The 19094-nt window shown below is 45.1% G+C and carries 11 protein-coding genes; all 11 read right to left on the bottom strand.

The genetic code is table 11. The annotated features are described in order from the left end of the window. Positions 1 to 18: 18 nt before the first annotated feature. Complete coding sequence (locus NSQ22_RS01040; protein ID WP_029761582.1) at positions 19 to 7173, bottom strand: non-ribosomal peptide synthetase; 7155 nt, start codon at positions 7171 to 7173, stop codon at positions 19 to 21. Between the two features lie 18 nt (positions 7174 to 7191). Next, positions 7192 to 8094, bottom strand: coding sequence for an isochorismatase family protein (locus NSQ22_RS01035; protein ID WP_029761583.1), 903 nt, complete (start codon positions 8092 to 8094; stop codon positions 7192 to 7194). 22 nt (positions 8095 to 8116) lie between these two features. Next, the gene (locus NSQ22_RS01030; protein WP_081157218.1) at positions 8117 to 9742 is read right to left on the bottom strand and encodes a (2,3-dihydroxybenzoyl)adenylate synthase; all 1626 of its coding nucleotides are present in this window, start codon (positions 9740 to 9742) and stop codon (positions 8117 to 8119) included. Positions 9743 to 9760: 18 nt separating this feature from the next. Further along, a complete protein-coding gene (dhbC, locus tag NSQ22_RS01025) occupies positions 9761 to 10999 on the bottom strand; it encodes an isochorismate synthase DhbC (RefSeq protein ID WP_029761585.1) in 1239 nt (412 codons plus the stop codon). 22 nt (positions 11000 to 11021) lie between these two features. After that, the gene (locus tag NSQ22_RS01020; protein ID WP_029761586.1) at positions 11022 to 11807 is read right to left on the bottom strand and encodes a 2,3-dihydro-2,3-dihydroxybenzoate dehydrogenase; all 786 of its coding nucleotides are present in this window, start codon (positions 11805 to 11807) and stop codon (positions 11022 to 11024) included. Positions 11808 to 12379: 572 nt separating this feature from the next. Beyond that, positions 12380 to 13138, bottom strand: a complete 759-nt coding sequence (gene istB / locus NSQ22_RS01015) for an IS21-like element helper ATPase IstB (protein WP_060476369.1) — start codon at positions 13136 to 13138, stop codon at positions 12380 to 12382. Next, positions 13131 to 14420, bottom strand: coding sequence for an IS21 family transposase (gene istA, locus NSQ22_RS01010; protein ID WP_087960193.1), 1290 nt, complete (start codon positions 14418 to 14420; stop codon positions 13131 to 13133). Before istA ends, istB begins: the two co-directional genes overlap by 8 nt. 460 nt (positions 14421 to 14880) lie before the next feature. Next, complete coding sequence (locus NSQ22_RS01005; RefSeq protein ID WP_008881520.1) at positions 14881 to 15894, bottom strand: ABC transporter permease subunit; 1014 nt, start codon at positions 15892 to 15894, stop codon at positions 14881 to 14883. Then, positions 15894 to 16775: an ABC transporter permease subunit gene (locus tag NSQ22_RS01000; protein WP_069303957.1), complete on the bottom strand. Its 882-nt coding sequence runs from the start codon at positions 16773 to 16775 to the stop codon at positions 15894 to 15896. Before NSQ22_RS01000 ends, NSQ22_RS01005 begins: the two co-directional genes overlap by 1 nt. An 81-nt stretch (positions 16776 to 16856) precedes the next feature. Then, positions 16857 to 17378 (bottom strand): hypothetical protein, encoded by a 522-nt coding sequence (locus tag NSQ22_RS00995; RefSeq protein WP_008881522.1) that lies wholly within the window; start codon positions 17376 to 17378, stop codon positions 16857 to 16859. Positions 17379 to 17761: 383 nt separating this feature from the next. Continuing rightward, positions 17762 to 19039, bottom strand: coding sequence for an IS110 family transposase (locus NSQ22_RS00990; RefSeq protein ID WP_087959846.1), 1278 nt, complete (start codon positions 19037 to 19039; stop codon positions 17762 to 17764). Positions 19040 to 19094: the final 55 nt, after the last annotated feature.

Raw genomic sequence — 19094 nt, 5'->3', positions numbered from 1 at the left:
TTCTACCTCTCCCTTCATTCATCGGACTGAAATCACTTTCTTTCTTAATTGATCAGCAAGAATGCGGCCAATTTCAGCCAATGGACCAGGCTGGCACATATCCTTATGACGGCATTCGATATCATATTGAATGATTCGACCATCGATATATGGCAGCCATGCCTCCGGCTCAATTGGGTCAAACCATTCTGGAATAACGGTTGAACGAAAGAATAGGAGATCTCCCTTATAGCGCCGCGGCATATATTCACTTAAAATCCGGACAGAATTGACATACGTATTTTTAAGATTGAAGATGGTTGACTCTTCTAAGCTAGCTAGCGCACTACCGTCACTCCGAAGCATCTCAATCGTATTTTCCAAATTCAACGGCTTCCCATCCATGTTATCCGGATCATATCCCCCTAAAGCGAGCAATGCAATCAAAGCCTCTTGCTCATCCGGGGCCTTAGCAATCGGTAAAAAGTGGCTAGGGTATGCGTCTAACATCACTAGAAGGGCAATCTCGTCTCCTTGCTGCTGCAGCTGTGTCGCCATTGCATGTACGACATTTCCACCTAGCGACCATCCTAATAAGTAATATGGTCCTTTCGGCTGGACTGTCTTTATTTGCTCAATATAATCCGCAGCCATCTCATCTAATGTCTCTGGCAATCGCTCAGCTTTCGCAATCCCTCGAGCCTGTAATCCGTATATTGGATATTCCGTTCCGATCGATGTCATCAATCCTGCATAGCACCAGCTAAGACCTCCCGCTGGGTGTACGCAAAATAGTGGAGGCTTTGTACCGGAAGCTCGCAATGGCAACAATATATCTAAAGCATGATGACTGCTTCCCATTTCTAACTTCTCAGCAAGGCCCGCAACGGTAGGAGCTTCAAATAAATCACCAATGCTCAACTCAACTCCAAACGTCTCACGAATACGACTCATTAACTGAACGGCCAAAAGTGAATGGCCCCCAAGTTCAAAGAATCCATCGTCAATGCCGACACGCGGTAAGCGGAGTATCTCCGTAAAGAGATCACATAACATCTCCTCTTGAGGTGTTCGTGGCCCGCGCCCACTTACTTCGATCGATAAATCAGGCATTGGTAACGCTTTGCGATCCAATTTACCATTTGGAGTTAACGGCAAAGCTTCGATCATGACAAAAGCGGATGGAATCATATAATCAGGCAGGCTAGCCGCAACATATTTCCGCAACTCGGACGATTTAAACTCGGCATCCTTTGCCGGCACAATGTAGGCCACAAGCCGTTTATCCCCCGACTGATCTTCCCGAACAATGACGGCGACTTGGGCAATTTGAGGATGTTTTGCTAAAACGGCCTCAATCTCTCCCAACTCAATTCGATAGCCTCTAATTTTGACTTGATGATCGATTCGGCCAATATAATCCAACGTCCCATCTATGCGCCATTTTGCTAAATCGCCCGTCCGATACATTCTTGAACCCGGCGGTCCAAATGGATTAGCAATAAAGCGTTCAGCGGTTAAATCAGGACGTCCTAAGTATCCTCTTGCTAGTCCAGCTCCAGCCACATACATCTCGCCAATCACTCCAGGCGGAACCGGCTGCAGATGATCATCTAATAAATACACCTCTAAATCAGGAATATTGCCACCGATTAAGCTATTCCCTTTCAGAGAAAGAACCGTGCGATCCAATTCAATATAGCTGACATGCACCGTCGTCTCCGTAATCCCGTACATATTAATCAGTTTCGGCTGATCCTCAGGATGCCGCTCATACCAATCTTCTAAACGGCTCAACTCCAATGCTTCTCCACCAAAAATCACAAAGCGCAAGGAAAGCTGCTTCGATAATTCGCTGTTTTCCCGATCAGCCTGCATCAGCTGATAAAAAGCGGATGGCGTTTGATTAAGAACTGTGACGTTTTGCTCGACCAACAATTGAAGAAACTCCTTCGGTGAACGGCTTACATGGTGTGGAACAACTACAAGACGTCCGCCATATAAGAACGGTCCCCAAATCTCCCAAACAGAGAAGTCAAACGCATAAGAATGGAATAATGTCCAAACATCCTTTTCCGAAAATTGGAACCAATGCTCGGTCGAATGGAACAGCCGGACTACATTTTGATGTGGAATCATTACGCCTTTTGGTTTTCCTGTTGAACCAGAGGTATAGATGATATAAGCCATATGATATGGCGACAAAGCTTCGATTCGATCCGTATCATTCGGATTCGTTTCTGGATAGTGGCTAATTTGTCTCATAACAGGCTCCGCATCGACTACGATATGCTCCACATTCGGCGTATGCGGAAGCTTCACTGCCATTTGCTGATTGGTAATCACATACATCGGCTGTGCATCTTCCATCATATAGGCAATGCGCTCTTCAGGATAATTCGGATCTAAAGGCAAGTAAGTGCCTCCTGCCTTCAATACCGATAAAATGCTGACCACCATTTCCAATGAACGCGGCAACGCAAGAGCAACTACTCTTTCTGGACCTACTCCTTTACTGATGAGAAAATGAGCCAACCGATTTGCTTTTTTATTTAGCTCAGTATAGCTAAGTTTTTGATCTTCAAAAACAACAGCCGTCGCATCTGGAACTCGTTCGACTTGTTTTTCAAATAAAGCTGGCAGTGTTTCCATAGACATATGCGGTTGACGATGCTCTGATTGATTCAGAAGGAGTTGATGTTCTTCTGGCAGCAGCATATGAATTTGCCCAATCGGCAATTCAGGATTCTCCACTACTTCTTTAAGGAGCTGACGTAACCGCTTGGCAAATCGTTCAACGGTCTCCTGCTGGAATAAATCTCGGCTATACTCAAATAAACCTATTAATCCAGCCGGCGAGCCATCTTCCATCCGGTTTTCGCGAAGCTCGAGCGTCAAATCAAATTTGGCAGAGCCGACACTGCGAACTTCTAATCGACTTTCCACCCCTTGCAACTCCAGCTTTGGCTCCGGTGTATTGTGAAATACAAACATGACTTGAAATAGTGGGTGCTTGGCCCGAGAACGAACTGGATTTAAAATCTCTACTAATCGTTCAAACGGCACGTCTTGATTTTCATAAGCGGATAGATTCACTTGCTTCACTCTAGCAAGCAGTTCTCGAAAACTCGGATTTCCCGATGTATCCATACGCAGCACAAGCGTATTAACAAACATTCCCACAAGGTCTTCCAAGGCATCGTCATTTCTTCCTGCAATTGGACTGCCAATTGGAATATCTGTTCCCGCTCCCAACCGGGTGAGAAGAGTAGCAAATCCCGCTTGAAGCACCATAAATAAGCTTGTTTTATTCTCACGTGCCAAAGCTAATAGCCGTTGATGGAGCTCCGCATCGAGCTCGAATTCGACAACGCCGCCTTCATAACTGGACTCCGCAGGACGCGGATAGTCAGTCGACCACTCCAGTTCTTCAGGTAAATCGGCAAGCGTCTGCTTCCAGTAATCCAACTGTTTCGCAACGAGATGATCCGGACGGTTTTCGTTTCCTAAAAATTCTTGCTGCCAAAGAGCATAGTCAGCATACGTGACCGGCAAAGGTGGCCAATCTACTTTTTGCTGCTGGCAATGTGCGTGATAAGCACTAGCTAAGTCACGAGTCAGAGGAGTTAACGACCATCCGTCTGCTGCAATATGGTGCATTAAAAGCAACAGCACATATCGATACTCTCCAATTACAAATAGCTGTGCTCGAATTGGTGGTTCTTTTGCTAAATCAAAGCTATAACGCACTGCTTCATCTAGCACACGAGATAACTCATTTTCGCTAACTTCTTGAACGATCAGCTCTGGACGTGCATGATGCGGTTCCAAAACGATTTGCCTTGAAGTACCCGAACGATCTGGAAAAATCGTACGTAACGTTTCATGCCGTTCCACCACATCATATAAAGCTTGTTGCAAAGCAGCAATCTGAAGCTCACCTGTTAAATGCACAACGACCGGTATATTATACGTAGGGCTTGGACCTTCTAAATGATGTAAAAACCATAAACGTCGCTGAGCAAATGATAGAGGAATTTTGTCTTTATGAGCATATGCTTTCACTGGTGGTTTCCCGTATGCTGCTTCTTTTAGATGATGAACAAGGCTCGCCACTGTCGGTGATTCAAACAGCTTGCCGATGGCCAACTCCACGCCCAACACATCGCGGATGCGGCTGATTAAACGCGCAGCGAGCAACGAATGGCCTCCCAGTTCAAAGAAGTTATCGTCAATACCCACTGCTGACAAATCAAGCACTTCAGCAAAAAGCTCACATAAAATTTCTTCTTGCGGTGTTCGAGGCTTGCGTCCCTTCATTGTCATCGTCCAATCGGGAACCGGCAGCGCCTTGCGATCAATTTTTCCGTTTGGAGTAAGTGGAAATTCTTCTAAAATCATAAAGGACGATGGGACCATATAGTCTGGCAGCTTTTCACTGACATAATGCCGCAGTTCAGCCAGATCAAGCGATCCTTTTGGGTCGCAAGGAATGAGATAAGCCACCAATCTTGGATCGCCTGGATGATCTTCACGAGCCACGACTATCGCCCGTTCTACCTCATCGTATTTGGTTAATACGGCTTCAATTTCACCGATCTCAATGCGGAAGCCACGCAGCTTCACTTGATAATCAACACGCCCGATATAATCTAAAGAGCCATCCTTGCGCCAGCGCACAAGATCCCCTGTCCGGTACATTCGACTGCCTGGTGGACCGTATGGATTAGCGACAAAACGTTCGGCAGTCAAATCCGGCCGTTTCAAATATCCTCTCGCTACCCCCTCACCAGCAATATATAATTCACCAACTACTCCAGGAGGAACAGGCTGCAGATGGCGATCCAAAACATACACTTGTGTATTCCAAATAGGTTTACCGATCACAGGAGCATGAATGTCATCCTGCTGCAAAGTCGCCATCGTGGACCATATCGTTGTCTCTGTTGGTCCGTATAAATTCGTGATCTCGCATCCGAGCTGATCCAAAGCTGATGCAAGGCTGCTTAGCAATGCCTCTCCCCCAACAAGCACCCTCAACCTGGCGATGCTGTCAGGATGATACGTCACAAGCATATGCCAAAGTGTCGGTGTCGCCTGCATGATTGTAATCTCTTCCTTAGAAAGCAGCGCAGCGAGTGTTTGCGGATCTTGAACGGCTTCTTTTTTCGCTACAATTAATCTTGCTCCGCTCATTAATGGGAGAAAGATTTCCAAAGCAGCAATATCAAAGGCAATCGTTGTCACTGCCAGCCAGCGGTCACGCTCATTGAGCCTAAATTTGTCTTGCATGGCAAATAAAAAGTTATTTAGATTTTGGAATGGCACAACCACTCCTTTTGGCTTTCCTGTTGAGCCTGACGTATAAATCACATAAGCCGGATGAAGAGCAGAGCGCTCACTTCCAACATTCGTGCTAGGATAGCGTTTGATTGCCTCTTCGGTTTCTGGATGATCAAGCACAATCATGGACAACGAAGAAATCGCCGATAACTTCTGGTTTGTCGCTGAATTTGTAATGATGCAAAGCGGTTCAGCATCATCAAGCATAAAAGCTAAACGCTCTTTTGGATATTCAGGATCAATCGGCAGATAAGCTGCACCCGCTTTTAGCACCGCTAGCATCGCGATCACCATATCAATGGAACGTGGCAAAGCCAATGCTATATACTGTTCGGGGCCTGCTCCCTTTTCTACAAGTAAACGGGCCAAACGATTGGCTTGTTCATTCAGCTCTTTATAACAAAGCATCTGACTTTCGCAAATGATCGCAATCGCTTCCGGATACTGCTGTGCTTGTTTTTCAAACAGCTGTAAAAAGCTTTCTTCTGAATGACGCTGTGCCGTCTCGTTCCATATTTCAATTACTTGGCGGCGTTCTTGCTCAAGCAGCACATCTACACTTCCAATGGTCACGTCCTCTTGCAGCGATGTGAGCGTCTCCAAAAGCTGTAAAAACCTAGATTGATGAATGGCAAGGTCATCAGTTTGATACATTTCCGGATTCGCATCAAAATCAATTCTTAGGCCATTTCCATCTGTTCGATCGTAGACATTAATCGCCAAATCATCCACAGGCCCGGCTGCAAGGTTATGTGTAGTCCCTTGATATCCGTCAAATCGCAATCCATAGTCAAACGGCATAATATTGACTTGCACACCAAAGAGTCGTTGATTTTCTCCTAATAGTTTCAGATCGCGGCGCAGCTGCTCATGGCGATATTTATGATGTTTCTTGATTTCTTTGATTTCTTGACGAACAACGGTTAATAGCTGTGACATTTTCATATCTGCATGCAGATGCAGACGAAGCGGCACAAGATTCATCACCATAGCCGGTACATACAATGCCACGGAGCCTAAGCGATTCATCATCGGCAAGCCAAGAATCACATCTGTAGCGCCTGTCAACCGATGAAGATAAAGAGCAGTTGCTGCAAGGAAAAGCTCATGCCATCCTGCTTTCCAATATTGAGCCGACTGTTTCAACCGTTCCGTTTGAGCAACAGATAAATGAACGGTTTTTCGAATAAACGTATGCGAAGCGCGCGCCGCTCGATCAGAAAGGCTTACGGCTTCAGGCTGATCTCGAAAACGCTCTAGCCAAAATTGACGGTCACGTCCATATTGCTCAGAAGCATGATAAACCTCCTCTTCTTCAATCACTTCGCGAAATGAAGCAAAGACGTCATCATCTATCACGCGCTCATTCATGAGCGCCGTATAAGTCTCCGCTACTTTTTGGGCAATCAGCGAAAAGCCAAAGCCATCGATGGCAATATGATGAATGCGCTGATACCAGAAAAAGCGCTGATCAGAAATCTTAAATAACGCTTCCGTAAAAAGCGGATCGCATGTTAAATCGACCGGTTTCAATAGATCTTTTTTCATCCAAAGCAACGCTTCAGACTCCGGATTTGTGGCTGTACTCATATCAATGAAATAAAATGGGAAATCCGACGAAGGATCGATGATCTGCCATGGCCCATTTTCATCTTCACCAAATTGAGCGTGCAATGATTCTGCTTTAACCAACACGTGACGCAATGCTTGTTCAAAGCGAGCCGGATCAACCGGCCCGTGAATTTCGATGTATTCTCCTGTATTATAGATGGGATTGGTTGGATCCAGCTGTTGAGCAAACCAAATACCCGCTTGCGCCCCAGATAGAGGCAAACGCAGACGCTGATTCATGGATTCGGCCTCCTTATACTACGCATCTTGATTCGATAGCACCTTTTCTCGTGGAAAATATAATAAATTCCACCAATCGGAAAGAGTTGGCCGCGCAGCAAGATCCGCAAAGGTCACTTTTGCTCCTGCTCTTCTCCATTTTTCTACCAAACTCATTATGCGAATGGAGTCCAATCCTCTGTCGATTAAATTCTCTTGATCGGAAAGATCAGCTGCTTCTGCTTGCAGAAGCTCGGCTACTTGGCGCCGTACATCTTCTAAGCTGAGTGGCAACGGATTTTGCGTTCTTTTTAACACATCAAGAAGCTGCTGCGTAGACATGGTAAATGCGCAACGACTGGCCGCATACTGGATCGCCATTTGGTGATGTTCACGCGAAAAATCAGCCACTGCATCGGCGATAAAAAAGACTTGGATATCTTGCATAAAAGCATCACTAGCTGTTAATAAGCAGCCAATATGAGCGTAAACTCCGCAAATAATTAACTGATCTCTCCCTTGTTCTTTTAAGATTTCAGAAAGGGGCGTCTTTTTGAATGCGCTATACCGCCATTTGGTCAGAACGATATCGTCGTCATCTGGCGCTAGATCATCAATAATGCCTTTTTGATAAGAATCGTCGGCAATGCCCTTTCCCCAAAAATCTTGAAGCAATCCGCGCTCTTCCGGAGTTTGCCCTCCTGGCTGTGCCGAGTAAACGACAGGTATTCCTAACTTTTTGCATTCCCGTTTAATCTGTTGAATATGGCTTACAAGCTCTACTAAAGGAGACGCATTGGGAGTAAAAGCGTCAAGAAAATAATTTTGCATATCATGGATCAATAAAACAGCCCGCTTAGGGTCAAGTTTCCATAACACTTTATTTTTTGGTAATTCTGACAACGAAGGCATTGGATAAGCTGGAATAGCTGGAATGCCCATATGACCACTTCCTTTCTCAGCGTTATACCGTTGTGTTTTGAGATGCTTGCAGCTTTTCGGCAATCATTTTGCGCAATTCTCTTTTGTTAATTTTTCCAACAGGTGTCTTTGGAAATGAATCAACAAACTCAATTCGATCCGGTATTTTAAAGGCAGCTACCCCACGTTCGCGCAAAAATGCTCTCAATTCGGTCGCTTTCAAGGACGCATCACGCGGAATAATAAACGCGCATGACCGTTCACCAAGAAATTCATCAGGCATAGAGACAATCGCCGCATCACGCACCGCAGGATGAGCAAGAAGGTGATGTTCCATTTCCTCAGCAGCGATTTTTTCACCGCCCCGGTTAATCTGATCTTTTACGCGTCCTTCTACCACCAAGTAACCGGACGGAGTCATTCGCACTAAATCACCTGTTCGGTAAAATCCATCAGAAGTAAACGCTTTTGCATTATACTCCTCCGCTTTGTAATAGCCGCGGATCGTATAAGGTCCCCTTGTTAGCAGTTCCCCCACCTCTCCCGGCTCCACTTCGCGGTCTTCCTCATCAACAATTCGGATTTCATCGTATGGTGACATCGGCTTTCCTTGCGTATGAATCACAATTTCCTCTGGATCGTCTAATCTCGTATAATTCACGAGCCCTTCAGCCATGCCGTATACTTGCTGCAGTTTGCAACCCAACACAGGCTGGACTCTTTTGGCCACCTCTGCACTAAATTTAGCGCCGCCGACCTGCAATACTTGTAAGCTTGATAAATCATATTGCCGCGAAGACGCGGCATCAAGCCAAATCCAAACGAGTGGCGGCACAAGCGCCGTAATGGTGACCTCCTCCTGTTGAATCAGAGGAAACGCTTCATCTGGGCTAGGGCTTTCCGATAACACCACTTTTCCGCCAGCATACAACGTTCCTAGCACTCCTGGTGAGCTAAGCGGGAAGTTATGAGCCATTGGCAGAACAGCAAGGTAGATGCTGTCTTGATTTAACCGGCAAATTTCCGCACTCATGCGCAAACTGTAAATATAATCATCATGAGTGCGCGGAATCATTTTTGATAACCCTGTACTGCCGCCCGACAATTGAAAGAACGCAACATCGCTAGAACGGACAATAGGGAGCTCCATTGGCTCGATAAACAAGTCTTCTAATGATCGAAACTCTTCTGCTTCTCCTGCGACAATGACATGCTTCAACGTTGGAACAGCTTTCTTTACCTGCCGGGCAAGTGCTCGAAAATCAAATCCCGCATGCTGATCAGCAATAATATAGGCAACCGCTTCACTAAACTCACAAAAATAGCGAATTTCACTGAATCGATGGGAAGGCAAGGCAAAGACAGGGAGTGCACCCAATCGGAATAAGGCAAAACATACTTCAAAAAATTCTACTTGATTAGGCAATTGAAGAACCACGCGATCCTTCGGGCGAATCCCCATCTGATAAAATCCCGCCGCAAGCTGATCGGCTCGCTGATCAAGCTCTTGATATGTAAGCTTTCTTTTTCGAGAGGTGGCGGCAATCCGTTCACCATGTTTCATGGCTCGTTGCCGCAACATACCGCCGAACGTTTCACCAGCCCAGCATCCTTCCTTACGATAAAAATCTGCCAATTCTTTTGGCCACGCAACGCATCCGCTTAACATGGCTTTCTCCTCCATACTTTACTTCAGAATGTCGTCATGTAATCCCATCGCTAACAACATGGTGCGAAACTTAGCCGATGTTTCCGCCAATTCTTCCTCCGGCTTCGATCCTTCTACAACACCAGCACCGGCAAACAAACGAAGGGTACGATCTTCAATTTCGGCACAACGAATTGTCACGATCCATTCTCCATCTCCCTCTTCGTTGCACCATCCTACCATTCCGGTAAAAAAGCCGCGTTCAAACGGTTCAATCTCTTGAATGGCCTGCTTCGCTACGGGTGTCGGTGTCCCGCAAACCGCTGGGGTCGGATGAAGCGCAAACGCCAAATCAAGCGAAGTAATCGACGATGAAGACAGTTCGCCACGAATAACCGTGGATAAATGCCACATCGTTTCTGTATGAATGAGCGAAGGCTCTTCCGGCACATCCAATGTCTTGCAAAACGGTCTGAGCGCATTTGCTACTGCTTCGATGACAACTGCGTGCTCATGGCGATTTTTCTCTGAAGACAGAAGCTCCTGAGCGCGTCGCCGATCTTCCTCTGGATCGTTGCTGCGAGGCGCTGAACCTGCTAATGGATTCGCGATCACCTGCATACCAGATTTGGCAACAAGCAGCTCCGGGCTTGCTCCAACAAGCGTGCGATTCCCTGTGATTTCGTGGGTTACTTCATCAGTACGTCCAACTCGATCTGGCAAGGCCATGGCAAATGTATAGCCTGTTGGATTATGTACAGCCAGCTGCCGCAAAAGCCGCGGAATATCAACCTTTTGGGCTGAAGTCAGCTGAAGGGATCTTGATAAAACAATTTTGCGAAGATCCCCTGCTTTGATGCGCTGCAATCCTTGTTCCACCGCATCCTTATAACCCTCTGGTGACGGAATGGGGGTTACCTCATATTCTTGATCTACCTGTTGTTCAATCGGCACCTTCCATTGACCAAAGGACAGAGGACCGGCCCATTCCACTTCTGAAGGAACCACCAATTGAGCGGGATACAAATGGTCAAAAGGAATGGCGCCCACAGCTATAGGATGATTGCTAATTCCCTGCTGTTTTACCCTTTTTAACACTTGTTTGATATGATCAATTATTTGTGCTTTTTCATTCTCATAGCCAGTCGTTGGCACCACCGCAGCCATTCCTTGGGCTAACAGAGTGTGACGCGGCGAAGCTAGAAAAAACGATGTCCCCGCTTTATATTCAGCGAGCAGCTGTTCAGCGGTAGCACGATTCATTGTTTTGGTTTGCATCCGTCGTTCCCTCCATGGAATGTTATGAATCCAACGTAGCGCCTCCATCTACTCTGAGATCATGCAGTGTAATATGGCGTGATTGCTCAGAAGCAAGGAATAGAACCGCATCAGCAATATCTGAAGGCTGTGCCAGCTTTTTCAAAGGAATGCCAAGGCGGTATTCCTCTAATGAGCCAGCGATCACTTTATTGGCCCCATTGTCATCTGTCCACATCGCTCGCTGCATATCCGTTTCAGTCGAACCAGGAGAAACGACGTTGCAGCGAATGTGATAAGGAGCTAACTCTAAACCAAGACATTTCGTAAACATCGTTGCGGCCGCTTTTGATGCTGCATAAGCAGCCATTGACATCCGTGGTGTCGTCGCTGCGTTTGAGCTTACTGTGACAATCGCGCCTGAGCGCCGAGGAATCATACGCTGGCTCACTGCACGAGACACATAAAAAACACCGGTCGCATTAACCTTGAATACCTCTTCCCAATCTTGATCCGCCAAGCTGCTGACAGGCCCTGTCCGCAAAATGCCGGCAACATTAACTAAAATCTCGATTGGACCTAAACTATGCTCCACTTTCTCCACTACTTCATCCACTTGCGTGCGATTCGCTACATCAGCTAAAAACGATTGCACCCGATACCCTTGTCCTTGTAATTCAGAAACAAGAGCATCTAACCGCCCACCGTTTCGGTCAACAGCCGCAACTAGTGCTCCATGCTTAACAAAAGCCCTTACTACCGCCTCCCCAATTCCTTGGGCAGCGCCGGTAACAAGAGCCACTTTTCCCGCTATTCCCCATTGATCCATTCTTTTCACTCCTTTCTTACTCATGGGTCAATGGATGACAACCAACGAAGCAAGCCTTCCGATTATCTTTGCTGATTTCAGCTAACCGCATTGAACATTGTTACTTGAAACCAAACAAATAGGAGTGGCCACCATCATTTCCGATAATGATTATCATTATCAAAAAACAATTCACTAACTATGCTACATAGACAGAATCTTCCTGTCAATACATTTCAAACAAACGCTACATTGGCCCTATTCTATAGATAATGGTGTTAGCATGAATCGGTAATTTCATTATGTCAATCAGCCTAATAGGATTATATTACCTTTTATTCATCTAATACCCTTATAAAACAAAATTAATAAAAATGATAATTATTATCAATTGAATTATATGTGATTTTCTGTTTGCTGCACATGGATACATTCCAGATTTATAAATAGACAATTTCCCCAATACAAGAAAGATGATGGATAAAGAATATGCTAGAACAAAAGAAAAAAGGCAGGGCATTCTCTGATTTGGACCAAAACTGTAAATGTCAAGATAAACATGTACACTTTTGACTGTTTAAGAATGTACATTTTTACTCGTTTTCTTTTTCTCTTTCTAAGTGATTTTTTATTCGATATGAATCCCCTACAATATTAATCACGGTCGCGTGATGTAAAATACGATCTAGGATGGCATTGGCTAGCTTTGAATCTTGAAATACCTCCCCCCAATCCTTAAAATTGGCATTGGTAGTAAATATCGTGCTTTTCTTTTCATACCGTAAATCAATCAACTGGAAAAACAATTTTGCATCTTCTCTGTCAATCGGCAAATAGCCAATCTCATCAATGATTAATAGCTTGTATTTTCCATAATGTTTTAAACGATTGTCTAAACGATTTTCCATTTTCGCTTTCTTCAATTGTAAAATCAGTTCGTGACATTTAATGAAATACGTACTTGTCCGCTTTTTGGCAGCTGCGATTCCAATCGCAGTCGCCAAGTGGGTTTTTCCAACGCCACTTGGACCTAAAAAAACAATATTTTCATTCTCTTCAATAAACCGTAATGTCGTAAAATCTAGAATCTGTTGTTTATTGATTGAAGGCTGAAAGTCAAAATCGAAATCTTTTAATTCCTTTAGGTGAGGGAAAGCCCCCACCTTAACCATCGAGTTAATCATATTTCTTTCACGCATATCAATTTCATAATTCGTTAATTTTACTAGTGTATCAACGAACGACAGCTGATTTTTCGTACTAAAATCAATGGTTTCATTCAGGTGACAAATCATTTGTTTTAACTTGAGATACTCTAAGTTTTGAATTAATTGTTGATAACTACTATTCATTTTTATACACCTCATGAATCGCAAGTAAATTCTTCTTGGCTAGCTCATCAATATCCGGGTGATGAGGTAATCCCCTCGACAAGATTTCGATGTAATGTTCTTGTTTATAATTCAGTTTTATTGAACTAATCCTATGTTGAGTAATCAAATGCATGTTATAATAAACGTAAATATGGTCATCATACACTTGTAATCCAACTGTTTTTCCTTTGTATTCAGCAGGGACGGAATATTGATTCCCTTTATAGGTAACCATTCCCGCTGAATTGACTTTTACAAGTGTATGTTTGATTTTGTAAGAATCTCTTATTTCATTCCTTGGCAGGGGTTGTAAGAGATTCTTTTCTTGTTCAAAGGCTAAGATAGGGATTTTTCCCGTTCCTTGATGATAGCTATGATTGATCCGTTCACAAAGGGATTGAACAAAATTCTGAAGTTCCTCATATGAAAATTGACCTTGATAGGCATGAATTTCATCGATTAGCTTCATCGTGGCTTCCACTTTCCCTTTGGTATAAGGCCTACCGGCTTTACACGGATGAATGTCAAATCCGCAATCTTTGGCAAATTGATCAAACCGTTCATTGACCACCCCTTTCGAATACTCCGTTCTCGCTTCATCCATGACGGTCTTCATATTGTCAAAGACAATGGTTTTCGGCACGCCTCCAATCTTTTCAAACGTCTCCATCAAAAAGGACATCAACACACTCTGCGATTTTGAAAGTGTTAATAAAAAAGTTCGAAATCGTGAATGAGACAGAAGAAATACCCCTATATTAACGTTTAATATTTCCCCTTCTTTCGTTACGTATCGAATATTTTCTTTCCAATCAAATTGCGCTTGTTCTCCAGGTTCCGTTTCATAACGAACGACCTGACCAACCGGTTTTGTCCGTTTACCCTCAGAAAAATATGCTTGAAACTCTGGTTTCCGAGAAATATAGGCCCGAAAGGCTGATTGGGAACATTCTAAGCCGTGATTGTCTTTCAAGTACTGCCAAAGAACCCGTTTATAATAAAAAATTTGTTTCGATTCTTTTGAAAGCAATTGAGAAATCACATCGTAGTATTTATCAATCTTAGACCCTCTTTTTCGTGTCTTTTTTGGGATAAGACCATTCAAATATTTATCAATCGTCCTCCTATCTACATTGAGATCTCGTGCTAATTGACTCTTATTAATTTTCATTCCCAAACTCTCCATAAGGGTTTTAAATTTTGGCAAATCTGATAAACTATGAATTTCAATCTCTGTTGTGATTTTCAAATTTACATGCACACCATTTCACCTCGAAATCAGTATGCATGTTAAAATCAAAATTGTACATTCTTATCCAATCACTTTTGTACATTCTTAAACTAGCATTTATACCAAAACACATTCCAGAGAAAGGAATATCCCTACCTATGTCTAAAAATATACCGAATGGTAGTAAACTACCCACCTCCTACGCTTCGTTTAGAGGTGGAGGCTTCAAGCGACTTATGCGTGCTCGCTGAACAGTAAGCCACACACAAGAACCCTTTATGCTTCCTTCGCTTCGAAGGTATCCGTTCGAACCAGACTATCATATTCGTTGGCTATCGCCAACCGAAATTCATCTCCCACTACTTACTGGGCTGTCGCCCTTCACATTCCTTGAGGTGGAAGGCTTCTTTCGGATATTCTGTTAAAATCAACTGTATTGCCCATACTATCAAGTTTATATCCTTTGCATATCACTTATTTTCAGGATAGCTTATTTATAAAGTACAAATTCAAAGTCGCTCTGCTGCGGCGGAAAAGAAGCAGGTTTTCCCGATGAACTCCATTGCTTTTTCCGCTGCTTCCGTTTTCCTTTTCCAGCAATTACTTGCTCTAACCCTTTCCCCATTAATTTGAAGGCAAAAATCGCAACGATAAAGGCCACACACGGCCCGACAACAATCCATTGGTCAAGCATCATTTCCCGATAGGAAAGACCGATCAAGCCGGACCATTCATTCGAAAGGGAGAACGCCACCTTCTCGGGAGGGCCCAACCCATCGGAATCGTATATAACTTTTACGCCTCCTAGCAATATTTGAAACGCCCCGAGATGCACAAGCAGCAAGAGCGACTGCACAGTCTGCTGGGTAAACAGCAAAAACAGCCGCGGCCGCATATACGGGAGAACGTGCTTGCGGATGAGCCAAACGTTATCAGCTCCCATCAGCCGGGAAGAAACGACAAATTCATTTTGCAAAAAGACAGCGATATCATTGCCGATGACCAGCATTAACGGCGGAAGCGCAACAGCCGCAAGCACCAATAGTTGTTTTATCAACACTCCCATTCCAGCTCCTTGCTCCTCCAATGGAATGAAAGCAAAAAAGAGCATCGTTAAAAATATCGCCGGCACAAACCGAAAGGCGCGGACGATGGACTCGGCAATAAAACGAAATTTCTGTAAATAAAAAGCATACATGATTCCGCCGACCGTCCCGAACGCCAGCCGCAGCAAACTGACCGCCAATGCGGTGAAAATCGTATATTTCGCCCCATCGATGACCTTCCAAAACACATCTTCGCCTTGGCGATCGACGCCAAATGGATGGACCCAGCTCGGCGGGTACGGAGGAACGTCAACGAGCCGCCCAGCCTCATTGTAGATCCGCTCCGGCGGCTGTGGAATGATGTCTTTCAGCCAATAAGAATATAAAAAACTGGCCAGCAATAGACCGGCCGCGATGATAAACCCTGTCGTAAAATAAACGTTGCGGAATGCGCGCATCACGCTACCCCCCTCTCGATTCCCGTCAAATAAGCAATCACTCGTTTCCCGGCCACATCAATGATGTAAAACGGCAAAAACAGCATGGCAAGACCGATAGCCACTACTTCCGGCGTATGGCGCTGCTCATACAAAAACCGGAAAAATCCATGCATATTAAACAAATATTCCGCCACTAACAAGTTCGACAGCATAAACCAAAACAAATATTGGACGTTAGAAAACACGGTGATCAGCGCGTTGCGGAACATATGGCGCCATAGCACTGCCGTTTTTGACAATCCTTTCGCTAGCGCATATTCGACGTATGGCTTGTCTTTTTCCTCCGTAAACGCAAGAAATGTCATTTGGAACAGCAGAATGGAAGGCAAAATGGAAATCATGACAATCGGCAGCACGTATACATTGTCAAAACCGGCAACAGGATTGACAATAAGCAAATCTGTCTTTTTAAACACCCAGATGACAAACAGTTGCGTAGAAAAAATAAAAATAACATCGGGGATCGACTCAAGAAAAAACGCGATTCCTTTCACCATTTTTTGCAGCGGACGCGGAAGCAAAAAGCAGATGTAGGCTCCCGTAACGGCTATAAGGAAGGAAACAGCCAGCGCCCCCCATAAAATAATAAGGGAATAGGCATACGGCTCCATCATCGTTGAGAGCAGGGGAGCATTGTGCCATTGCGAGAGCGAAACCGTTATATCACGAATAGAAAAAAAGCTCCAAAACAGCTGCTGAAATTGCTGCCAAAATACCGTGACCATTTGCGGGCTCGGAAACAAGGAATAGCTTTGCGCAAACGCGATAATCGCCATAATCGTGAAAATGGTAAGCAACAAATCCGCCAGCACCGTCAAGGCGAGTTTCCATTTCTTCATAAGGCTGATCCCCCTCCTTCGGAGCATGGGCAACCGATTGCTTGATGTTCCTTTCGGCTGTAAGCTGCCAGTGCTTGCATTTTAATAAGATGGTGCCGGGGGAGGCAATGTTTCTGCTAACATGGATTGCTGTCCTCCCATTCCATCGCCTATTTTCAAGATGCGGTCATACATTTTAATTCCTACATAGGTTTGTCCGTCTGTTTGATATTCTACTCTGCCCGACGAGTCTTTTTTGATAAGCTCTCCCTTTTCACCATACTTCTCTTTTACGTGCTTCGGCTGCAGTTCTGGCAAAAACATCACATCCAGCTCATATTCCTTAGCTCGCTCCGGTCTTTTCGCGCTCCATGAATAACTTCCGTCTTCCCCAACGTTTACTTTTTCCTCGAGTACCTGTTTGCCCCCCTCGATTTCTTTCATCACAATTTGCACGACGGCGCCTTTTGGCAGATTGCTGTTTCCGCTTAGCACCACTAGGTCACCGATTGTTTTGACCGCACCACCTAATTTTACCGTTTGCTCCACTTTCGGTTTGGCACAGCCAACTAGCACCAATAGCAACAACAACGTAAGGACCACCGTCATTCGGATATCCTTCATAAAAACCCTCCCTCTATAAATGTTGATATATCAACGGTTGTAGCCGTCTCAGGGGTGTCAAAAAAATATTTTTCGACAAAGATTCTAACATTATTTCTTAAATATGTGTATATCTTACATTGACTGGGTACGCTTCGCGGCCACTACTGGTTAAATTTGGTTGTAGTGGAGGAAGCGTATGGGATGCACCGTGGATCTCTGCATCGCTGATGATGACGAACCCTCCCATGTCTCTTGGCATCCTTGTGCCTACATTCCTTCGTTCGGTCTAGTCATCAGGCAGAGGCCGGCTAAGCTCCTTTAGGGACTCAAGGTCGAATGGATGATATCGCGCCAGCTTCTCCGTGTCATCCTTGTTGTCTAGAGAATCGAGACTATAGGCATCAAGCAGCCGTTTCGAGGCCAAAGATGTCCTGCATCATTCGCTTCGCATCGAACGCTTGGTGCTTCGTACATACAGCGTGCAATACCTTCAATAATTTTCCGCATAACACCACAATCGATTGCTTCTTCCGCAACGGATTATCAGGACGTGTCGTGTAATAGTCGTGCAGCTGCCGAAACGCTTCGTTGTGGCGGATCATCGGCATCATCACGCGGAAGAGGAGGGCGCGCAACCGCCTTCTTCCACGCTTCGAGATCCGTTTTTGCCCTTTGTGTTGGCCGGAGGAATGTTCCCGCAGCGTCAGGCCCGCTAATTTGATAAGCTGCCGCGGATCCTGATAATGGGAGAAACTCCCGATCTCTGATAACAATTCTACGATGGTCGCATCGCCTAAGCCCGGAACGGTCTTCAACCATTCGTACTCGACCGATGTCTGTACGAGTTCGATCAGCTGCTCTGTCAGTGCCTCGATTTCTTCTTCCAGTTGGCGGTACCGGCGGACAAGCGTGGCAATTTCGATACGGGCCATCTGTTGTCCTTCCGTTACGCCAATGGAGTGTTGGGCCAATTCCATCAACTTCTTCGCTTTCGGTTTTTGTGGCGATTGTAATCCCTCACTTTGCCGGTAAAGGGCCAGCACCTCTTCCAGTTCTTTTCCTGCCAGATCACTCGGAAATGGCGTATATTCCAGCACCGCGAGCGCCATTTTCCCAAATGACGGGAAGACTTGGGAAAACTCCGGAAAATATCGATCAAGCCAGCGAATCATTTGATTTCGAACTGCTCCCTGTTCTTCCACCAATTTGGAGCGAAATGTCGCTCCAACGCGCAGCTCCGCCTCCATCCCTTTCAGAATACGCGGATAGCTGAATCGGCCGTCTTTCACTAACCGGGCAATGACGAGCGCATCTTTCGCATCATGCTTGGTTGGAAGGTTATCGTCCAGCTCTTTCGATCGCTTCACGTGCATCGGGTTTGTCATGACGAGAGGGATGCCTTTCTCATCAAGAAAATAGGCGAGATTCAGCCAATAATGTCCCGTTGGCTCGATGCCAACGATCACCTCGGTTTTTCCAAATTCCTTCATGGCTTCTACGATACACTGGTACAACCATTCCAATCCTTCTCTCGATTGCAGAACGGGAAACGGCTTTTTTAACACCCTCCCTCGCTCATCCACAAAGCAGGCATAATGTTTTTTCTTTGCGATATCCATCCCAACAACCAGCGTTTGATCGGTGACTTGATTAATCTTCTTGTTTGAGATAGAATTCATGTATAGTCCTCCTTGGTATCCAAATTAGGGGTCAATTCGTGCGATTGACACCCCC

Origin of the sequence: Geobacillus sp. FSL K6-3411, from assembly GCF_037965715.1 — a bacterium.
GTDB classification, from domain to species: Bacteria; Bacillota; Bacilli; order Bacillales; family Anoxybacillaceae; genus Geobacillus; species Geobacillus thermodenitrificans.
This window is presented reverse-complemented; position numbering and strand designations above follow the sequence as displayed.